This is a genomic window from Methylobacterium cerastii, from assembly GCF_022179125.1.
GTDB lineage: Bacteria > Pseudomonadota > Alphaproteobacteria > Rhizobiales > Beijerinckiaceae > Methylobacterium > Methylobacterium cerastii.
In genome coordinates this window covers 23,284-38,574 of record NZ_BPQG01000074.1, presented here as the reverse complement: position 1 = coordinate 38,574, position 15,291 = coordinate 23,284, and the positions used below count along the sequence as shown (strand labels likewise).

General features: G+C 72.1%; 17 protein-coding genes. 5 read left to right on the top strand and 12 right to left on the bottom strand.

What is annotated here, in order from left to right; genetic code table 11:
• Positions 1-6 precede the first annotated feature (6 nt).
• Positions 7-579, bottom strand: a complete 573-nt coding sequence (locus tag MFF13_RS21105) for a superoxide dismutase family protein (protein WP_147753757.1) — start codon at positions 577-579, stop codon at positions 7-9.
• A 112-nt stretch (positions 580-691) separates the two neighbouring features.
• On the opposite strand from MFF13_RS21105, the gene MFF13_RS21100 reads away from it, so the two are divergent.
• The 3 genes from MFF13_RS21100 to MFF13_RS21090 all read left to right on the top strand — a co-directional run bounded on the left by MFF13_RS21100 (position 692) and on the right by MFF13_RS21090 (position 3,376).
• A complete protein-coding gene (locus MFF13_RS21100; protein ID WP_147753758.1) occupies positions 692-1,471 on the top strand; it encodes a TlyA family RNA methyltransferase in 780 nt (259 codons plus the stop codon).
• Positions 1,458-2,708, top strand: a complete 1,251-nt coding sequence (locus tag MFF13_RS21095; protein WP_147831025.1) for a class I SAM-dependent RNA methyltransferase — start codon at positions 1,458-1,460, stop codon at positions 2,706-2,708. Before MFF13_RS21100 ends, MFF13_RS21095 begins: the two co-directional genes overlap by 14 nt.
• A gap of 416 nt (positions 2,709-3,124) precedes the next feature.
• Entirely contained in the window at positions 3,125-3,376 is a 252-nt protein-coding gene (locus tag MFF13_RS21090; RefSeq protein ID WP_238272902.1) for a DUF6894 family protein, read from the top strand.
• A 35-nt stretch (positions 3,377-3,411) separates the two neighbouring features.
• Here MFF13_RS21090 and MFF13_RS21085 read toward each other — a convergent pair whose 3' ends face one another.
• The 8 genes from MFF13_RS21085 to MFF13_RS21050 all read right to left on the bottom strand — a co-directional run bounded on the left by MFF13_RS21085 (position 3,412) and on the right by MFF13_RS21050 (position 10,716).
• Complete coding sequence (locus MFF13_RS21085; RefSeq protein WP_147831027.1) at positions 3,412-3,630, bottom strand: hypothetical protein; 219 nt, start codon at positions 3,628-3,630, stop codon at positions 3,412-3,414.
• 37 nt (positions 3,631-3,667) lie between these two features.
• Positions 3,668-4,285, bottom strand: a complete 618-nt coding sequence (locus MFF13_RS21080) for a hypothetical protein (RefSeq protein ID WP_147831029.1) — start codon at positions 4,283-4,285, stop codon at positions 3,668-3,670.
• A 50-nt stretch (positions 4,286-4,335) separates the two neighbouring features.
• Positions 4,336-5,100 carry an SOS response-associated peptidase gene (locus MFF13_RS21075; RefSeq protein WP_147831031.1) on the bottom strand — a complete coding sequence of 255 codons (765 nt, stop codon included), beginning with the start codon at positions 5,098-5,100 and terminating at the stop codon, positions 4,336-4,338.
• A gap of 90 nt (positions 5,101-5,190) precedes the next feature.
• The gene (locus tag MFF13_RS21070) at positions 5,191-6,195 is read right to left on the bottom strand and encodes a magnesium transporter CorA family protein (protein ID WP_147753763.1); all 1,005 of its coding nucleotides are present in this window, start codon (positions 6,193-6,195) and stop codon (positions 5,191-5,193) included.
• A gap of 83 nt (positions 6,196-6,278) precedes the next feature.
• The gene (locus tag MFF13_RS21065; RefSeq protein ID WP_147753764.1) at positions 6,279-7,139 is read right to left on the bottom strand and encodes an SDR family oxidoreductase; all 861 of its coding nucleotides are present in this window, start codon (positions 7,137-7,139) and stop codon (positions 6,279-6,281) included.
• Between the two features lie 34 nt (positions 7,140-7,173).
• Positions 7,174-7,983, bottom strand: coding sequence for an SDR family oxidoreductase (locus MFF13_RS21060; RefSeq protein WP_147753768.1), 810 nt, complete (start codon positions 7,981-7,983; stop codon positions 7,174-7,176).
• A 29-nt stretch (positions 7,984-8,012) separates the two neighbouring features.
• Entirely contained in the window at positions 8,013-8,780 is a 768-nt protein-coding gene (locus MFF13_RS21055) for an enoyl-CoA hydratase-related protein (protein ID WP_238272881.1), read from the bottom strand.
• A gap of 190 nt (positions 8,781-8,970) precedes the next feature.
• Positions 8,971-10,716: an acyl-CoA dehydrogenase family protein gene (locus MFF13_RS21050; RefSeq protein WP_238272880.1), complete on the bottom strand. Its 1,746-nt coding sequence runs from the start codon at positions 10,714-10,716 to the stop codon at positions 8,971-8,973.
• A gap of 214 nt (positions 10,717-10,930) precedes the next feature.
• Between MFF13_RS21050 and MFF13_RS21045 the strand changes: the two genes are divergently transcribed.
• Positions 10,931-11,932 (top strand): L-threonylcarbamoyladenylate synthase, encoded by a 1,002-nt coding sequence (locus MFF13_RS21045; protein ID WP_147831037.1) that lies wholly within the window; start codon positions 10,931-10,933, stop codon positions 11,930-11,932.
• A 173-nt stretch (positions 11,933-12,105) separates the two neighbouring features.
• Here the strand turns inward: MFF13_RS21045 and wrbA are convergent, their stop codons facing one another.
• On the bottom strand, positions 12,106-12,705 hold the full coding sequence (wrbA, locus tag MFF13_RS21040; RefSeq protein ID WP_147753386.1) for an NAD(P)H:quinone oxidoreductase: 600 nt from the start codon (positions 12,703-12,705) through the stop codon (positions 12,106-12,108).
• 140 nt (positions 12,706-12,845) lie between these two features.
• Here wrbA and MFF13_RS21035 point away from each other — a divergent pair, with 140 nt between their 5' ends.
• A complete protein-coding gene (locus MFF13_RS21035; protein ID WP_238272879.1) occupies positions 12,846-13,763 on the top strand; it encodes a LysR family transcriptional regulator in 918 nt (305 codons plus the stop codon).
• Here MFF13_RS21035 and greA read toward each other — a convergent pair.
• Positions 13,750-14,217, bottom strand: coding sequence for a transcription elongation factor GreA (greA, locus tag MFF13_RS21030; protein WP_147753384.1), 468 nt, complete (start codon positions 14,215-14,217; stop codon positions 13,750-13,752). The two genes, MFF13_RS21035 and greA, sit on opposite strands and share 14 nt — an antisense overlap.
• Before the next feature lie 86 nt (positions 14,218-14,303).
• On the bottom strand, positions 14,304-15,290 hold the full coding sequence (gene acuI, locus MFF13_RS21025; protein WP_147831043.1) for an acrylyl-CoA reductase (NADPH): 987 nt from the start codon (positions 15,288-15,290) through the stop codon (positions 14,304-14,306).
• Position 15,291: the final 1 nt, after the last annotated feature.

The following is a 15,291-nucleotide window of genomic DNA, read 5'->3' as shown; positions in this document are numbered from 1 at the left end:
CCTGCGCTACTTGATCACCGCGCAGCCGATGCGGTCGCCCGCGCCGCCGATCGGCTGGGTGGCGTGGTCGTCCTCCTTGGCGTGGACGATGAGCGCCGACCCGTCGCCGTCCTTGAGGCCGCCGTCGCCGGTCAGCGGGGTCTCGCTCGAGACCTCGGCGTTCACCGAGCCGTCGGCCGCCGCGTAGACGTTGGGCAGGTCGCCCTCGTCCGGGCCGTCCGGATTGAGCAGGCCGTGCTTGCTCTGGTCGTGGTTCACGTGGGCCTTGGAGTTCATGAACTTCTCGGTGTCGGAGCAGTCGCCGACCGCGTGGAAGTGGATGCCGTGCCAGCCGGGCGGCAGGCCGCCGGCCTTGATCGCGATCCGCATCACCAGCGCGTTGGCGCCGTCGCGGATCGTCAACGTCCCGATCGGCTCGCCCTTGTTGTTCTTGATCTCGCCGTCGAAGGTCTGGGGCGCCGCGGCCGGGGCCGCCTCGGGGGCCGGCGCGGTCTGCGCGAGCGCTCCGCTCGCGCCGGATGCGAAGCCCGCAAGGGCTCCGAGCATAAGGGCTGCGCGCAACGGCAGGGTGCGTGTCATATGATGGCTCTCCTCTCCACGTCGGGCTAGTTAAGCTCTCGCCCGGTCGTCCGACAGGGGTTTGTTCGATTGCGCCGCCCGAGGCGGCAGAACCATCCGTGACCCAACCCCGATGACGCGAGACAGGATCAGGGCCGACCTCATGCTGGTCGAGCACGGCCATTTCGAGAGCCGCGCGCGGGCGCAGGCCGCCATCGCCGCCGGCCTCGTGCGGGCCGACGGCCGGCCCGTGACCCGCGCCTCCGAACGGCTGCCGCCCGGCGCGGCGATCGAGGCCGCCGCCGCCCACCCCTTCGTCTCGCGCGGCGGCCTGAAGCTCGAGGCGGCTTTGGACGCCTTCGGCGTGGACCCGGCCGGGCTGCCCTGCCTCGACGTCGGCGCCTCCACCGGCGGCTTCACCGACCTTCTGCTGCGCCGCGGCGCGGCCCACGTCACCGCGGTCGACGTCGGGCACGGCCAGCTCCACGCGAGCCTGGCCGCCGACCCGCGGGTGACGAACCGCGAGGGCGCCGACATCCGCACCCTCGCGCCGGGCAGCCTCGACCCCGCTCCGCGCCTCGCCGGCATCGACGTGAGCTTCATCGCGCTCCGCCTCGTGCTGCCGGCTGTGGCGGGGCTGCTGGCGCCGGGTGCGCCGTTGATCGCGCTGATCAAGCCGCAATTCGAGGCCGGCCGCGGGCGCGTCGGCCGCGGCGGCATCGTCCGCGACGAAGCCGTCCACGCCGAGGTGTGCGAGGCGGTGCGCGCGACGCTCGCCGACCTCGGCTTCACGATCCTCGGCCTGATCCCCTCCCCCGTCCGGGGCGGGGACGGCAACACCGAGTTCCTCGTCGGCGCCCGCGCCGCCGGCGCCACCGCCGCTCCCCCCGAAAGACCCGATGACCGAATCTGAAACCGTCACGATCCGCCGCCTCGGCGCGCGCGGGGACGGCATCGCCGACGACGGCACCGCGATCGCCTTCGCGCTGCCGGGCGAGCGCGTCGCGATCCGGCGCGACGGCGCGCGCGGCGAGCTTCTCGGCATCGAGGCGCCCTCGCCCGACCGGATCGCGCCGATCTGCCCGTATTTCACCCGCTGCGGCGGCTGCGCGACCCAGCACCTGGCGCCTGCGCCTTACGCCGCGTGGAAATCCGGGCAGGTCGCCAACGCCCTGGCGCAGGCCGGGCTCGACCGCCCCCTCGATCCGCTGGTGGATGCGCATGGCGAAGGCCGCCGCCGCATCACCCTGCACGTCCGCGAGGTCGAGGGCCGGGCCGAGGCCGGGCTGATGGCCGCGCGCAGCCACGCCCTGGTGGCGATCGACCATTGCCCGATCACCGTGCCGGCCCTGCACCGCGCCCCCGAGGTCGCGCGGGCGCTCAGCGCCCCCCTCGGCCACGGGCGAAAGCCCCTCGACGTCGCGGTGACCGCGACCGAGGCCGGGCTCGACGTGGACCTGCGCGGCCACGGCCCCGTCGAGGCGGGGGTGCGCGCCACGCTGGTGCGGCTCGCCGGCGCGCTCGATCTCGCCCGGCTGTCGCTGCACGGCGACGTGGTGGTGGAGCGCAAGGCCGTCACCGTGGTCTCGGGCGATACGCGGCTGCATCCGCCGCCGGGCGGCTTCCTTCAGGCGACGGCGGCCGGCGAGACGGCGCTGACCGGGCTGGTGCGCGACGCCTTCGCGAAGAAGACCAAGCGCGCGATCGACCTGTTCTCGGGCTGCGGCCCCTTCACCTTGGGCGTGGCCCGCGTCAGCAACGTCCACGCCGTCGAGAGCGAGGCCGGCGCGCTCGCCGGCATCGAGCGCTCCTACCGCAGCGCGCAGGGGCTGAAAGGCATCACCACGGAGACCCGCGACCTGTTCCGCCGGCCGGTCCTCGCCCACGATCTCAACGATTACGACGCCGTCGTCTTCGACCCACCCCGGGCGGGCGCGCAGGCGCAGGTGAAGCAGATCGCCGAATCGAAGGTGCCGCTCACTGTGGGCGTGAGCTGCGACGCCGGCACCTTCTCCCGCGACGCGGCGACCCTCGTCGCGGCCGGCTTCAGCCTGGAGCGGGTCACCCCCGTCGACCAGTTCCGGTACTCGGGCCACGTCGAGATGGTCGGCGTGTTCCGCCGGGCGGTCGCTGTCCGGCGCCGGCTCTAACAGGCTGCTGAAAAAGTCCCGAGATGGAGAAAGACGTTCTCCTGCCGCAGGCACTCGCGGGCCGAGCCCCCACGATCGAGAACCGTCGAGACGCGAGAACCGCCCCATTCTCTAACAAATGGTGTGATTCGGAGATGATTGTTCTACCTCGCCCGACTTTTTCAGCAGCCTGCTAAAGCGTTTTCCAGCAAGGTGGACGCCGGCTCGCGTGAAGAAGACGCGACCACACCGACAAGGAGGAGCGTCTTCCAGAACGGTGGAGGCCGGGTCGCGTGAAGACAACGCTCTTGCGAGCGGCACGACGACGAGCGCATGCGCTCCGGGTCGTCCTTGCGCCGTCCGGTCCGCGCCGTCGGAGAACCAAGTCCACGCCGGCCGGTTCTCTCCGCGGGGGTCGCGGACGAGCGGCAAGCGTGATGCGTTACTACATCGACACGGACGACGGCGACGCCCGCGTGATCGACGAGGCCGGGTTCGACCTTCCGGGACCGCTCGAAGCCCGCACGACGGCGATCGACGCCCTGCCCGACATGGCGCGACAGAAGATCCCGAACGGCGACGACCGCACCTTCACCGTGAGCGTGCGCAACGAGGCCGGCGGGGTGATCTACAGCGCGGAACTGGTGATGACCGGCACCTGGCACATCCCCCGGCCTCAGGAGGGGTAGACCCGATGTCCGCGATGAGAGGAGCGCAGCGCCGGCTACGACCGGTCGGCCTCGGCCGTCACGAACGAAAGGCAGCGCGCGCGGGCCTGCGGGTCCTTGATGCGATCGAAGGCGCGGACCAGGGCCAACGTCTCGGCATCGCGGGATTCGTGCTCGCCCGGCGAAAAGAATGTGCTGACCGGCTCGTCGAGCGTGCGCGCGATCCGCTCCAGGCTCGCGCGCGCTAGGGATTCGTGAACGCCTGGCTTCTTCACACGATGACCCCTTGGGCTCGGTCTCCTACGGAGCCAATCAGTTGATTTGCACTCCGGCCGCCTTCGGCCCGAGCTCATGGGCGAGGTGGCGCCCGAGGACGACGAGGGCCTGTCGAACGATCTCGGCGGTCTCGTCGTTCCCCGTCGCCTCCGCTTCCAGGTAGGCGGCGGAGAAGTCGTCGACGATCGCGTCGAGCGCGTCGGCGCTCATGTCCGCCAGAAGCGTCCGGGCGGCGGAGGCGGGCGTCGCCGACGCCGTGGCCCGCGTCGGCGCGGCGATCTGCGTGTGGGAGGATCGTATCGCCGCGCGCGACCGCTCGATCGCGGAACGGGACCGTTCCATCAGATCGTTCGCATCGCCGATCCGTCGGCGACTCTGCCGTATCTGCGCGGCGAGGATCGCCTTCTCGCACCAAGACGCCATCATCAACCGGCTCTCACAACTCATACGATCCATCGTCGCGCGCGGGTGGAGGTCGGCGGCTTCGGCTCGCACCGGATCTCGGCACGATGGTAACGAGCGCCGGGCCTCGCAACGTCGCGCCATCCGCGCCTGCGACGGTTCTGCCGACACCCCGAACAGTGAGATCCTGGCGGAGGTCACGAGCGCGTGATTTCGGACGTAAGCGATCGCGTATGCGATCCGGGACGGCACTAACATGGATCAGCGCCGACGCTCACGTTTTCGTGATTGAAGTCTTACGCTTAGAACAGAGTCCCCTGCTCGTCCTCGTCGCTGGAGCGCGGCTTCTCTGCGGCGGGCAGGTCCGGCGGCGTCGGCGCCGGACGGGGGCGCCCGACGGGCGCGATCAGCGCCGCGTCGTCGTTGCGCACGGCGTTCACCCGGTCGGAGACGGGATCGAGGCGGAGCCATTCGTCGGGGCACGGGCGGCAGAGGGCCGCCGCCTCGGCCTGGTCCACGTCGCGCGTGTCGAGCCAGGGCGCGACCTGCTCGGGCGAGAGGATCGCCGGCATCCGGTCGTGGACCGCCGCCATGGTGCCGTTCGCCCCGGTGGTGACGATGGCCGCCGTGTCGATCTCAGAGCCGTCCGCCCCGAGCCAGGATTCCCACAGGCCGGCGAGCGCCATCGGGGCGCCGTCCGCGCGCGAGATCGCGAAGGGCGTCCGCACGGTGTTGCGGCCTGTGCCCTCGCGGCGCCATTCGTAGAAGCCGTCGGCCAGGAAGACGCAGCGCCGGTGGCGCACCGCGCCGCGGAAGGTCGGCTTCTCCAGGATGGTCTCGACCCGGGCGTTGATCACCAGCGGAAAGGTCTTGGGGTCCTTGAGCCAGCTCGGCCAGAAGCCCCAGCGCACCAGCCGGAAGTGCCGCGCCCCGCCCTCGCCGACGACGATCGGCACCGGCTGCGTCGGGGCCACGTTGTAGCGCGGCGGGAAGTTCGGGCGCTCGGGGTAGTCGTAGAATTCGGCGAAGAGTTCGGGCGCCTGGGCGATGAAGAAGCGTCCGCACATTCCCAGGGGCTCCTGTCCGCCGGCGACGCTCGCCTTCTCGCGACGCTCGCCTTTCGCGACGTTCGCACTGCCGCGGCGCGCGACGGCAGCCTACAGCCACTTCTTCCAGCGGAAGAACACGTAGGGCAGCACGGCGGCGACCACCATCATCACCACCGCCATCGGGTAGCCGAAGCTCCATTCCAGCTCCGGCATCGCCTTGAAGTTCATCCCGTAGATCGAGGCGATCAGCGTCGGGGGCATGAACACCACCGCCATGACCGAGAACAGCTTGATGATGTTGTTCTGCTCGAGGTTCACCAGCCCGAGCGTCGCGTCGAGCAGGAACTGGATCTTCGAGGACAGGAAGGTCGCGTGCTCTTCCAGCGACTGCAGGTCGCGCAGCGTCGAGCGCACGTCCTCGCGCAGCTCGCGCGGCGCCTTGGCGGTCCGGTAGGTGGCCGACAGCGAGAGCAGGATGCGCTCCATCGAGACCAGGCTCTCGCGCTGCTTGGAGATCAGGTCGCCGTGGCGGCCGAGCGCCCGCAGCGTGTCCTGGAGCGCGGTGTTCCGGGCGGAGGGGTCGTCCTGGACCTCGAAGATCTTGCCCGAGAGCCGGTCGATGCGCTCGCCCTGGAGCTGGAGCACGTCGGCGGCCCGGTCGATCACCGCCTCGATCAGGCCGGCGAGGATGGTCTCGCCCGAAGGCGTCCCCGTCGGCCCGCTCCCGGTCGCCCGGCCGGCGCGCTGGGTGTACATCCGGAACGCCTGCGGCTCCTCGTAGCGCACCGTCACCAGCTTGCGGCCCTGCAGGATGAAGGTGATGCCGGCGAGCCCCGGATCCTCCGAATCGCTGACCTTCGAGAGCACGCGCCCGGTCATGTAGCGGGCGCCGTCCTCGACGTAGAGCAGCTCCGACGGCTCGATGTCCTTCATCTCCTCCCGGGTCGGCACCTGGATGCCCATGAAGGCCTCGACCTTCAGGTCCTCCTCCCGCGTCGGCTTGATCATGTCGAGCCAGACGGTGTCGTCGGGGATCGCGTCCTGCAGTTCGAGGGGGCGGCGCTCCAGCAGCATCTGGCCGGTGCCGGTGACCGGCTGGTGGATGAAGATCACGAAGGGCGAACCTGGGGATGGGCGCTCGGGCGAGCGCGTCTTTGGGTTTCGCGCTCAGTCGAGCGCGTCTCTTTGCCTTGCGCTCAATCGAGCGCGTGGGGCGGCGGCGTGCTTGCATCCGGCACGAAGAAGTCCGGCGCAAGGGGCACGCCGGCGGTGACGCGGTATTGCGAAAAATCCGTGACGCCGTTCTGCGACAGGAACGTGTCGTCGATCAGGAATTGGCCGGTGATCTCGCGAGCCGGCTTCAGAAACAGCGCGTGGGCCGCGTCCGCGACGATCTCGGGCGTCCGGCTCGCCCGCATCAGGGCCTCGCCGCCGAGCAGGTTGTTGACCGCGGCCGTCGCGATCGTGGTCCGCGGCCACAGCGCGTTCACCGCGATGCCCGACCTGCGCAGCTCGCCCGCGAGCCCGAGCACGCACAGCGACATGCCGAACTTCGCCATGGTGTAGGCGAGGTGCGGCGAAAACCACTTCTCCGCCATGTCGAGGGGCGGCGAAAGCATCAGGATGTGCGGGTTGTCCGCCTTCTCCAGGTAGGGAAGCGCGTATTTCGAGACCATGTAGGTGCCGCGCGTGTTGATCTGATGCATCAGGTCGAAGCGCTTCATCTCGGTCTGCTTCGTCGGGGTCAGCGAGATCGCGCTGGCGTTGTTGACCACGATGTCGACGCCGCCGAACGTCTCCGCGGCGCGTGCGAAGGCTTGGCGCACCGAATCCTCGTCGCGCACGTCGACCACCAGCGGCAGCGCCCGGCCGCCGGCCGCCTCGATCGCCGCGGCCGCGGTATGGATCGTGCCCTCGAGCTTGGGGTGCGGCGTCTCGGTCTTGGCCGCGATCACCACGTTGGCCCCGTCGCGGGCCGCGCGCAGGCCGATGGCGAGCCCGATGCCGCGCGAGGCTCCGGTGATGAACAGGGTCTTCTTGGCCAGGGTGCCGGTCATCGCGTCCTCCGCGGGTTCGTGTCGAGGATTCGTGTCACGGCGCGATCCGGAAGCGGGCGGGCCGCGTCCCGTCGGCATCCGTGAAACCGTATTCCGCCGCGACGTCGCCGGCGTGGATCACCAAGCCGGTCCGGGCGATCACGCCGGGGTCGGCGGCGAGCGCCGCCAGGGCGCGGCCGGCGTAGAGCGGGCTCTCGGTGGCGAGCGCACCCTGCCCGAGGTCGCAGACGCGCTCGGTGCGCACGAAGCCCGGCGAGAGCGCGAGCGCCGTCACGCCGTGCGGGCGCAGTTCCTCTCCGAAGGCGAAGGCGAGGCGGTTCGTCGTCGCCTTGGCGAGGTCGTAGTAGACGTCGCCGAGGTAGCCCTCCGCGGTGCCGAAGGAGACCAGCGCGATCAGCCCCGACCCGGCCGCGACCATCGCCGGCGCCACCGCGCGGGCGAGCAGCAGCCCGGGATAGGGGCCGACGCGGGCGAACTCCGCGAACGGCTCCGCCGACCGGCGCCAGAACGGCGTGCCCCAGCCGGTCCCGTCCGGGTAGCTTTCGCCGTCGTAGCCCTCGTTGCCGCCCCAGACGCTCGACACCGCCACGTCGATGCGGCCGAAGCGGCGCAGTGTCCAGTGCACGAGTTCGTCGACGGCGCGCTCGCTGGTGTGGTCGCAGAGGTAGTGGTGCCCGTCGCCGCCGGCCGCGTCGACCTCGCGGCTGGTGTCCTCGATCGATTCGGAGCGCTGCTCGGTGCGCGGCCCGGTCTCGCTGGAGCGGGCGGTGACGACGACCGTGGCGCCGGCCTCGCCGAGCGCCCGGGCGATGCCCCGCCCGACGCCGCGCGAGGCGCCCGCCACGAGGCAGACCTTCTGGCTGAGGTCCGGCTTCACGACCTCGGGCCGGGCTTCGACCGGGCGAGGAACGACCGGAACGCGCCCTGCGCCTCCTCCGTGCGCAGCTGCCGGTCGAACGCCTCGGCCTCGGCGTCCAAAGCCGCCTCGACCTGGGCCTGATCCCCGCGGATCAGCTTTCGCGATGCGGCGAGGGCGCCCCGCGGCAGTGCGGCGAGGCGCGCGGCTTGGGCGAGCGCGTGCTCCAGCAGCATGTCGGAGGGCATCACCGCGTTGACGAGGCCGAGCGATTCGGCCGCGTCCGCCCCGAACATCTCGGAAAGTAGCAGCAGCTCGGTCGCCTTGAGGCGCCCGACCCGCCGCGGCAGCAGGTAGCTCGAGGCCGCCTCCGGCACGAGGCCGAGCTCGACGAACGGCATGCGGAAGCGTGCCGCCGGGCTCGCGTAGACGAGGTCGCAATGCAGCGTCAGCGTCGTGCCGATGCCCACCGCGATCCCGTCCACCGCCGCGACCATCGGCGTCGCCGTGCGCGCCAGCTGGCGGATGAAGCGGAGCGAGGGCGCTTCGCTGAACGCCTTCTCCGCCCGCGTGACGAAGTCGGCGATGTCGTTGCCGGCGCAGAAGCTGCCGGGCATTCCGGAGAACACCACCGCCCCGATGGCGTCCGACGCGTCGGCGGAGGCCAGCGCCTCGCGCATCGCGTCGTACATCGCCCCGGTCAGCGCGTTCTTCTTCTCGGGCCGGTTCAGGACGATCGAGCGGACGCCGTCCGCTCCGTCGGTGATCGTGACCTGCTCGCTCATGTCCGCCTCCCCGGTTCGTTCCAAATCGCGCCGCGAACCGCACCGCTTCCGTCCCAACCCCGTCATCCTGGGGCGCCGCAGGCGAGCCCGGGATCCAGAGCCGCCAACCGTGCTCGAAAAGGCGCCACCTGCGGTTCTGGATTCCGGGCTCCGCTGCGCGGCCCCGGAATGACGGGCGAGGACCTTGACGTCACCCCGTCAGAACCGCGCCCGCGTCGTCCAGAAACCCGCCGCCGTCGATCACCACCTGGGCCAGGCCTTCCGTCGCCGGCAGCAGGTTCTCGGCGAAGAAGCGCGCCAGCGCGATCCGCCCGGCATGGGCCGGGTCGGTCTCTCCGGCCTTCAGGGCGGCGCGTGAGGCCAGCGCCTCGCGGGCGAGGCAGGCCGCGCCCTGGGCCAGGCCGAACAGGCGCAGATACGGGGTCGCGCCGGCGAGCGCCGCCTCCGGCCGGTTGGACCTGAGGCTCGCGAGCTGATGGCTCGTCGCCTGGTCGAGGGCTTCGATGCCGGCGCGCAGCCGCGCCGGGGCGTGACCGAGGTCGGAGTCGGCGGCCTTGAGCAGGGATTCGGCGACCCGGCGCATGGCGGCGATCTGCGCCCGCACCGTGGCTCCGTCGTTCAGCGGCAGCTTGCGGCCGGTCAGGTCGATCGCCTGGATGCCGTTGGTGCCCTCGTAGATCCCGAGGATGCGGGCGTCGCGCATCGCTTGCGCCGCGCCGGTCTCCTCGACGAAGCCCATGCCGCCATGCACCTGCACGCCGAGCGAGGCGACTTCGTTGGCGATGTCGGTGGAGAAGGCCTTGGCCACCGGCGTCAGCAGCGAGGCGCGGTCGAGCGCCGCCTTGCCTTCCGGCCCCTCGGCGGCGTCGAGGGCGGCCGCGGTGAGGTAGCAGATGCCGCGGGCGGCTGCGGTGTAGGCCTTCATCGTCAGCAGCATGCGCTGCACGTCCGGGTGGGCGACGATCGGGCTCGCCTCGGCGGAGCCCGCCGCTTTTCCTTGCCTGCGCTCGCGGGCGTAGGCGAGCGCCCGCTGCGTCGCCGCCTCGGCGACGCCGACGCCCTGCAGCCCGACCCCGAGGCGGGCGTTGTTCATCATCGTGAACATGCAGGCGAGCCCGCGATTCTCCTCGCCGACGAGCCAGCCGGTGGCGCCGCCCCGGTCGCCGAACGCCATCGAGCAGGTCGGCGAGGCGTGGATGCCGAGCTTGTGCTCCAGCCCCGAGCAGCGCAGGTCGTTCTCCGACCCGTCGGGGAGCACCTTCGGCACCAGGAACAGCGAGATGCCGCGGGTGCCCGACGGCGCGTCCTTGAGGCGGGCGAGCACGAGGTGGACGACGTTGTCGGCCATGTCGTGGGCGCCGTACGTGATGTAGATCTTCGAGCCGACGATGCGGTAGCTGCCGTCGCCGGCCGGCTCCGCGCGGGTGCGCAGGGCGGCGAGGTCCGAGCCGGCCTGCGGCTCGGTCAGGTTCATCGTCGCGGTCCACTCGCCGGAGACGAGCTTGCCGAGGTAGCGCGCCTTCAGGTCCTCGGAGCCGTGCGCCGCCAGCGCCTCGATGCCGCCGGCGGTCAGCAGCGGGCACAGGCCGAAGGCGAGGTTGGCGCCGTTCCACATCTCTGTGCAGGCGGCGTCGAGCACCTGCGGCAGGCCCTGGCCGCCATGGTCCGGGTCGGCGGTGAGCCCGTTCCAGCCACCGGCGACGAAGGTCTTGTAGGCGGCGGCGAACCCCGGTGCCATGGTGACCACGCCGTTCGAAAGCGTCGCGCCGTGGCGGTCGCCGACGCGGTTCAGCGGCGCCAGCACGTCGCCCGCGAGCCGCCCGGCCTCGGTCAGGATGGCGTCCGCGTCCTCGACGCTCACCGCGCCGGCGCCGTCGAGGCCGGCGACGTGGCGCAGGGTGAACATCATCTCGGATACGGGCGCGCGGTAGCTCATCGGCATGTCCTCCCGCCCGGCGCGGTTCGCCCGCGCCTCGGCGTCTCGTTTGACCGTCGCCGCGGGGCCGCGTTAGTGCAGCCCCCGAAAGACCCGGCCGCCGGCTTTCCGCGCAGCCCGACCCCTCTTCCGTGAAAGGCGCTTCGGCCCACGCCCTCCGCTGACGGCATACGCCCGAACCGGCCCCGCCGTCACCGCCGGAGATGGTTTATATATGAACGATCTCGCGTCAATCCCTGCGCCCGGCGCGACGACCCAGCTTTCCAGCGACGGAGCGGGCGTGGCGGAGGCCGCGCGCCTGATCCGGGCCGGCGCCTGCGTCGCGTTCCCGACCGAGACCGTCTACGGCCTCGGCGCCGACGCCACCGACGCCGAGGCGGTCGCCGGGATCTTCGCGGCGAAGGCGCGCCCCCGCTTCAACCCGCTGATCGCGCATCTGCCGGACCGTGCGGCCGCCGAGGCCGAGGGTCGTTTCGACGCCTTCGCGCTGCGCCTTGCCGAGGCGTTCTGGCCCGGTCCCCTGACCCTGGTGGTGCCGGCGACCGGCGGCACCCGCGTCTGCGACCTGGCGCGGGCCGGCCTGCCGAGCGTCGCGCTGCGGGTGCCGTCGAACCCGCTCGCCCGCGACCTGCTCGCCGCGGTCGGGCGGCCCGTCGCGGCGCCCTCGGCGAACCGCTCGGGCCGGGTCAGCCCGACGCGGGCCGACCACGTCCTCGCCGACCTCGACGGGCGGATCGCCGCCGTGCTCGATGGCGGCGAGACCCCGGTCGGCGTCGAGTCGACGGTGATCGCCTGCCTCAGCGGGCCGCCGCGTCTGCTCCGGCCCGGCGGCATCACCCGCGCAGCGATCCTGTCGGTTCTCGGGACGGCGCTCGACGCCTCGGCGCCGGACGCCGCGGCCCGGCCCGTCGGCCCGGGGCTTCTCGCCTCGCACTACGCCCCGCGCGCGCGCCTGCGCCTCGATGCGACGGCGATCGAGCCCGACGAGGCGGTGCTGCTGTTCGGAGCCTCGCGGCCCGCCGGGATCGCGCAGGCGCGGGCCGTGCTGAACCTCAGCCCGCGCGGCGATCTCGCGGAAGCCGCCGCCCGGCTGTTCGCGGCGTTGCGCGACCTCGACGCCTACGGCGCGGCGACGATCGCGGTGTCGCCGATCCCCGCGGACGGCCTCGGCGAGGCGATCCTCGACCGCCTCGGACGGGCCGCGGCGCCGCGCTGAAATAATTGTTGCGCGTCGCGGAACCGATGCGTGGGCGGGGTGTTTCCCATCCACGAAGGCCAGTTCAGCCCCCAATGGCCTTTTCCCTTTCAGGCTCGGAGCAATCCGAGCCTTTTTTCTTGCGTGCTGTCCTCAGGCGGCCCCGGCGCGATGGCCGGAGCCGCCGGCGCGGATCAGCCCGCGAGCTTGGCGGCGATCCCGGCCACGTGCCGGCCCTGGAACTTCGCCCCGTCGAGTTCCACCGCGCTCGGCTGGCGCGATCCGTCGCCGCCCGCGATCGTGCTGGCGCCGTAGGGCGTGCCGCCCGCCACCGTGCCGACGTCGTTCATCCCCTGGAACGCGTAGGGCAACCCGACGATCACCATGCCGTGGTGCAGGAGCACGGTGTGGAAGCTGGTGATCGTCGTCTCCTGCCCGCCATGCTGCGTGGCGGTGGAGGTGAACACCGAGCCGACCTTGCCGACCAGCGCGCCCTTCGCCCAGAGGGCGCCGGTCTGGTCGATGAACTGCTTCATCTGCGCGGCCATGTTGCCGTAGCGGGTCGGCGTCCCGAAGATGATCGCGTCGTAGTCGGCGAGCTCGTCGGGCTGGGCGATCGGGGCGGACTGGTCGAGCTTGTAGTGCGACTGCCGCGCGACCTCCTCCGGCACCAGCTCGGGCACGCGCTTCACGTGCACCTCGGCGCCGGTCTCGCGGGCGCCCTCGGCGGCGGCGTGGGCAAGCGTCTCCACGTGGCCCCAGGAGGAATAGTACAGCACCAGGATCTTGGTCATCGTCGGCTTCCGTTCGCAGGGCCGGGCGGCCGGGCCGGGATCGGCGGCCGCCTCGCCCTGGCTGCAAGATCGTCCCGGCCGGGCCTTGCGCAAATGCCCCAATCTGCAAGAACGGTCTTGCATGCGTGCAAGGTCGAGAGATGGCGAGGCCCTGGGACGACTTCCGCCTGGTCAAGGCCATCGCCGACCACGGCGGGCTGACGGCGGCCGCAACGCGGCTCGGCATCAACCACTCGACGGCGTTCCGGCGCCTGACGGCGATCGAGGCGGCGCTCGGCACCCGCCTGTTCGAGCGCGCGCGCACCGGCTACGCGGCGACGCAGGCCGGGACCGCCATGGTCGCGGCGGCCCGCGCAATGGAGGAGACCGCGTCGCAGTTCGCGCGCGAGGTCGCCGGGCGCGCCTCCGAACCCACCGGCCAGCTCCGGGTCACCGCGCCGTCGGGCCTCGTCACCGACCTGCTGATGCCGATCTTCGCCGCGTTCCGCGCGCACCGCCCGGGCATCCACCTCGACGTGGTGGTGTCCGACGACGCGCTGAACCTCTCGCGCCGGGACGCGGACGTGGCGGTGCGCGCCAGCAACGACCCGTCGCCCAACCTGTTCGGGCGCCGCCTCGCGACCCTCGGCTGGGCGCTCTACGGCCGCGCCGACCGAGCGGAAGCGGACCCGCGCCGGGCGGATTGGGTGACGCTGTCGGAGGCGGTCGGCGACGGGCGGTTCCTGCGCTTCGTCGCCGAGCACGGCGACCCGGAGCGCATCACGCTTCGGCTCAACACGGTGACCGGACTGTGCGAGGCGGTGGAGGCCGGCATCGGGATCGGGCTGCTGCCCTGCCTCAGCGCCGACGCGCGACCGGCGTTGCGCCGCATCGGGTCGGCCGAGCCGCCCTTCGCCGACAGCCTGTGGATGCTGACCCACCCGGACCTGCGCCACTCGGTGCGCGTCCGGGCCTTCATGGACTTCGTCGGCGACGCGGTCGTGGCGTTGCGCCCGATGCTGGAAGGGCGGCCACTGCCCGAGCGCCGGGCGCGCGAGCTCGTGCTCAGCCGGCCTTGATCTCCAAGATCTCGACCTCTTGCCCGTTCACTTCGACGACGTCGCCGACGCCCTTGCCGGTGATCGCCCGGGCGAGCGGGGCGACGTAGGCGATCGAGCCCTTGGCCGGGTCCGCCTCGTCCTCGCCGACGATGTGGAAGGTCTGGCGGGCGTCGTCCTCGCGCTGGACCGTCACCGTCGAGCCGAAATGCACCGTGTCGCCCTCGACCGCCTCGACGAGCTGGGCGGTGCCGAGCCGCGTCGTCCAGTAGCGCAGGTCGCGCGTGACGCGAGCGGTGTCGGCCTTGTCGTCGGGCGTGAGCTTGGCCTGCTCCGCCTGGAGGCGCGCGACCTCCTTCTCGATCTGCTCGAGCCCGGCCGGGGTGACGAAGTTGGTGTGGGGGGAGATCGGGCGGTCGGGGAGGTCCTCGAAGGCTTCCCCGCCCTCCTTCTCGCGAACGAATGCAATGCTCATGCGGCAAGAATGCCCGAGCTTGCGCCGCGGTTCCGTTCGGCCGCCGACTCAATCACCCGCGGGCGGCCAGTCGAGGCCGCGCGGGTTCAGCCGACCTCGACGACCGTCCGCCCGCGGACCTTGCCCGAGAGGATGTCGGGCCCGAGGCCGCCGACCTCGGCGAGGCCGATGCGGTTCGTCATCGCCGCGAGCTTGTCGAGGTCGAGCTCGGCGGCGAGCCGCGCCCAGGCCGCGCGGCGCTTGGCCTGCGGGGTCGTCACGCTGTTGATGCCGAGCAGCGACACCCCGCGCAGGATGAAGGGCGCGACCGAGGTCGGCAGGTCCATGCCCTGCGCCAGGCCGCAGGCGGCGACCGCCCCGTCGGCCTTGGTCTGGGCCAGCACGTTGGCGAGCGTCGTCGAGCCGACCGCGTCGATCGCCGCGGCCCAGCGCTCCTTGCCCAGCGGCCGGCCGGGCTTGCCGAGTTCCTCGCGGTCGACGATCTCGGCGGCGCCGAGGGATTTCAGGTAATCCGCCTCCCCCGCGCGGCCGGTCGAGGCCATCACGTGCCAGCCCGCCCGCGCCAGCAGCGCGACCGCGACCGAGCCGACGCCGCCCGAGGCGCCGGTGACCAGGGCCGGGCCGTCCTTCGGTGTCACGCCGTGGGCGTCGAGCGCCATCAGGCAGAGCATCGCGGTGTAGCCGGCGGTGCCGATCGCCATCGTCTGCTCGGGCGAGAGGCCGGCGGGCAGCGGCACAAGCCAGTCGCCCTTCACCCGCGCCTTCTCGGCGTAGGCGCCGAGATGCGTCTCGCCGACGCCCCATCCGGTGAGAACCACCGCGTCGCCGGGCTTGTACTCAGGATGATCGGAGGCCTCGACCACGCCGGAGAAGTCGATGCCGGGGATCATCGGGAAGCGGCGCACCACCGGCGACGCGCCGGTCATCGCCAGCCCGTCCTTGTAGTTCAGGCAGGAATGGGTGACGCGGACGGTGACGTCGCCGTCCATCAGGTCGGCCTCGTCGAAATCGGTGAAGGACAGGTTTTGGCCGGCCTCGCCCTTCTCGATCACCCAGGCCTTGAACCGCGCCATG

Bases quoted from the DNA above. Each gene is read 5' to 3' on its own strand.
- MFF13_RS21050 (WP_238272880.1), bottom strand. From the start codon at position 10,716: ATGAGCTACCGCGCGCCCGTATCCGAGATGATGTTCACCCTGCGCCAC.
- MFF13_RS21075 (WP_147831031.1), bottom strand. From the start codon at position 5,100: ATGTGCGGACGCTTCTTCATCGCCCAGGCGCCCGAACTCTTCGCCGAA.
- MFF13_RS21095 (WP_147831025.1), top strand. From the start codon at position 1,458: ATGACCGAATCTGAAACCGTCACGATCCGCCGCCTCGGCGCGCGCGGG.
- MFF13_RS21055 (WP_238272881.1), bottom strand. From the start codon at position 8,780: ATGAGCGAGCAGGTCACGATCACCGACGGAGCGGACGGCGTCCGCTCG.
- wrbA (WP_147753386.1), bottom strand. From the start codon at position 12,705: ATGACCAAGATCCTGGTGCTGTACTATTCCTCCTGGGGCCACGTGGAG.
- MFF13_RS21105 (WP_147753757.1), bottom strand. From the start codon at position 579: ATGACACGCACCCTGCCGTTGCGCGCAGCCCTTATGCTCGGAGCCCTT.
- MFF13_RS21100 (WP_147753758.1), top strand. From the start codon at position 692: ATGACGCGAGACAGGATCAGGGCCGACCTCATGCTGGTCGAGCACGGC.
- greA (WP_147753384.1), bottom strand. From the start codon at position 14,217: ATGAGCATTGCATTCGTTCGCGAGAAGGAGGGCGGGGAAGCCTTCGAG.
- MFF13_RS21035 (WP_238272879.1), top strand. From the start codon at position 12,846: ATGGCGAGGCCCTGGGACGACTTCCGCCTGGTCAAGGCCATCGCCGAC.
- MFF13_RS21090 (WP_238272902.1), top strand. From the start codon at position 3,125: ATGCGTTACTACATCGACACGGACGACGGCGACGCCCGCGTGATCGAC.
- MFF13_RS21045 (WP_147831037.1), top strand. From the start codon at position 10,931: ATGAACGATCTCGCGTCAATCCCTGCGCCCGGCGCGACGACCCAGCTT.
- acuI (WP_147831043.1), bottom strand. From the start codon at position 15,290: ATGGCGCGGTTCAAGGCCTGGGTGATCGAGAAGGGCGAGGCCGGCCAA.
- MFF13_RS21065 (WP_147753764.1), bottom strand. From the start codon at position 7,139: ATGACCGGCACCCTGGCCAAGAAGACCCTGTTCATCACCGGAGCCTCG.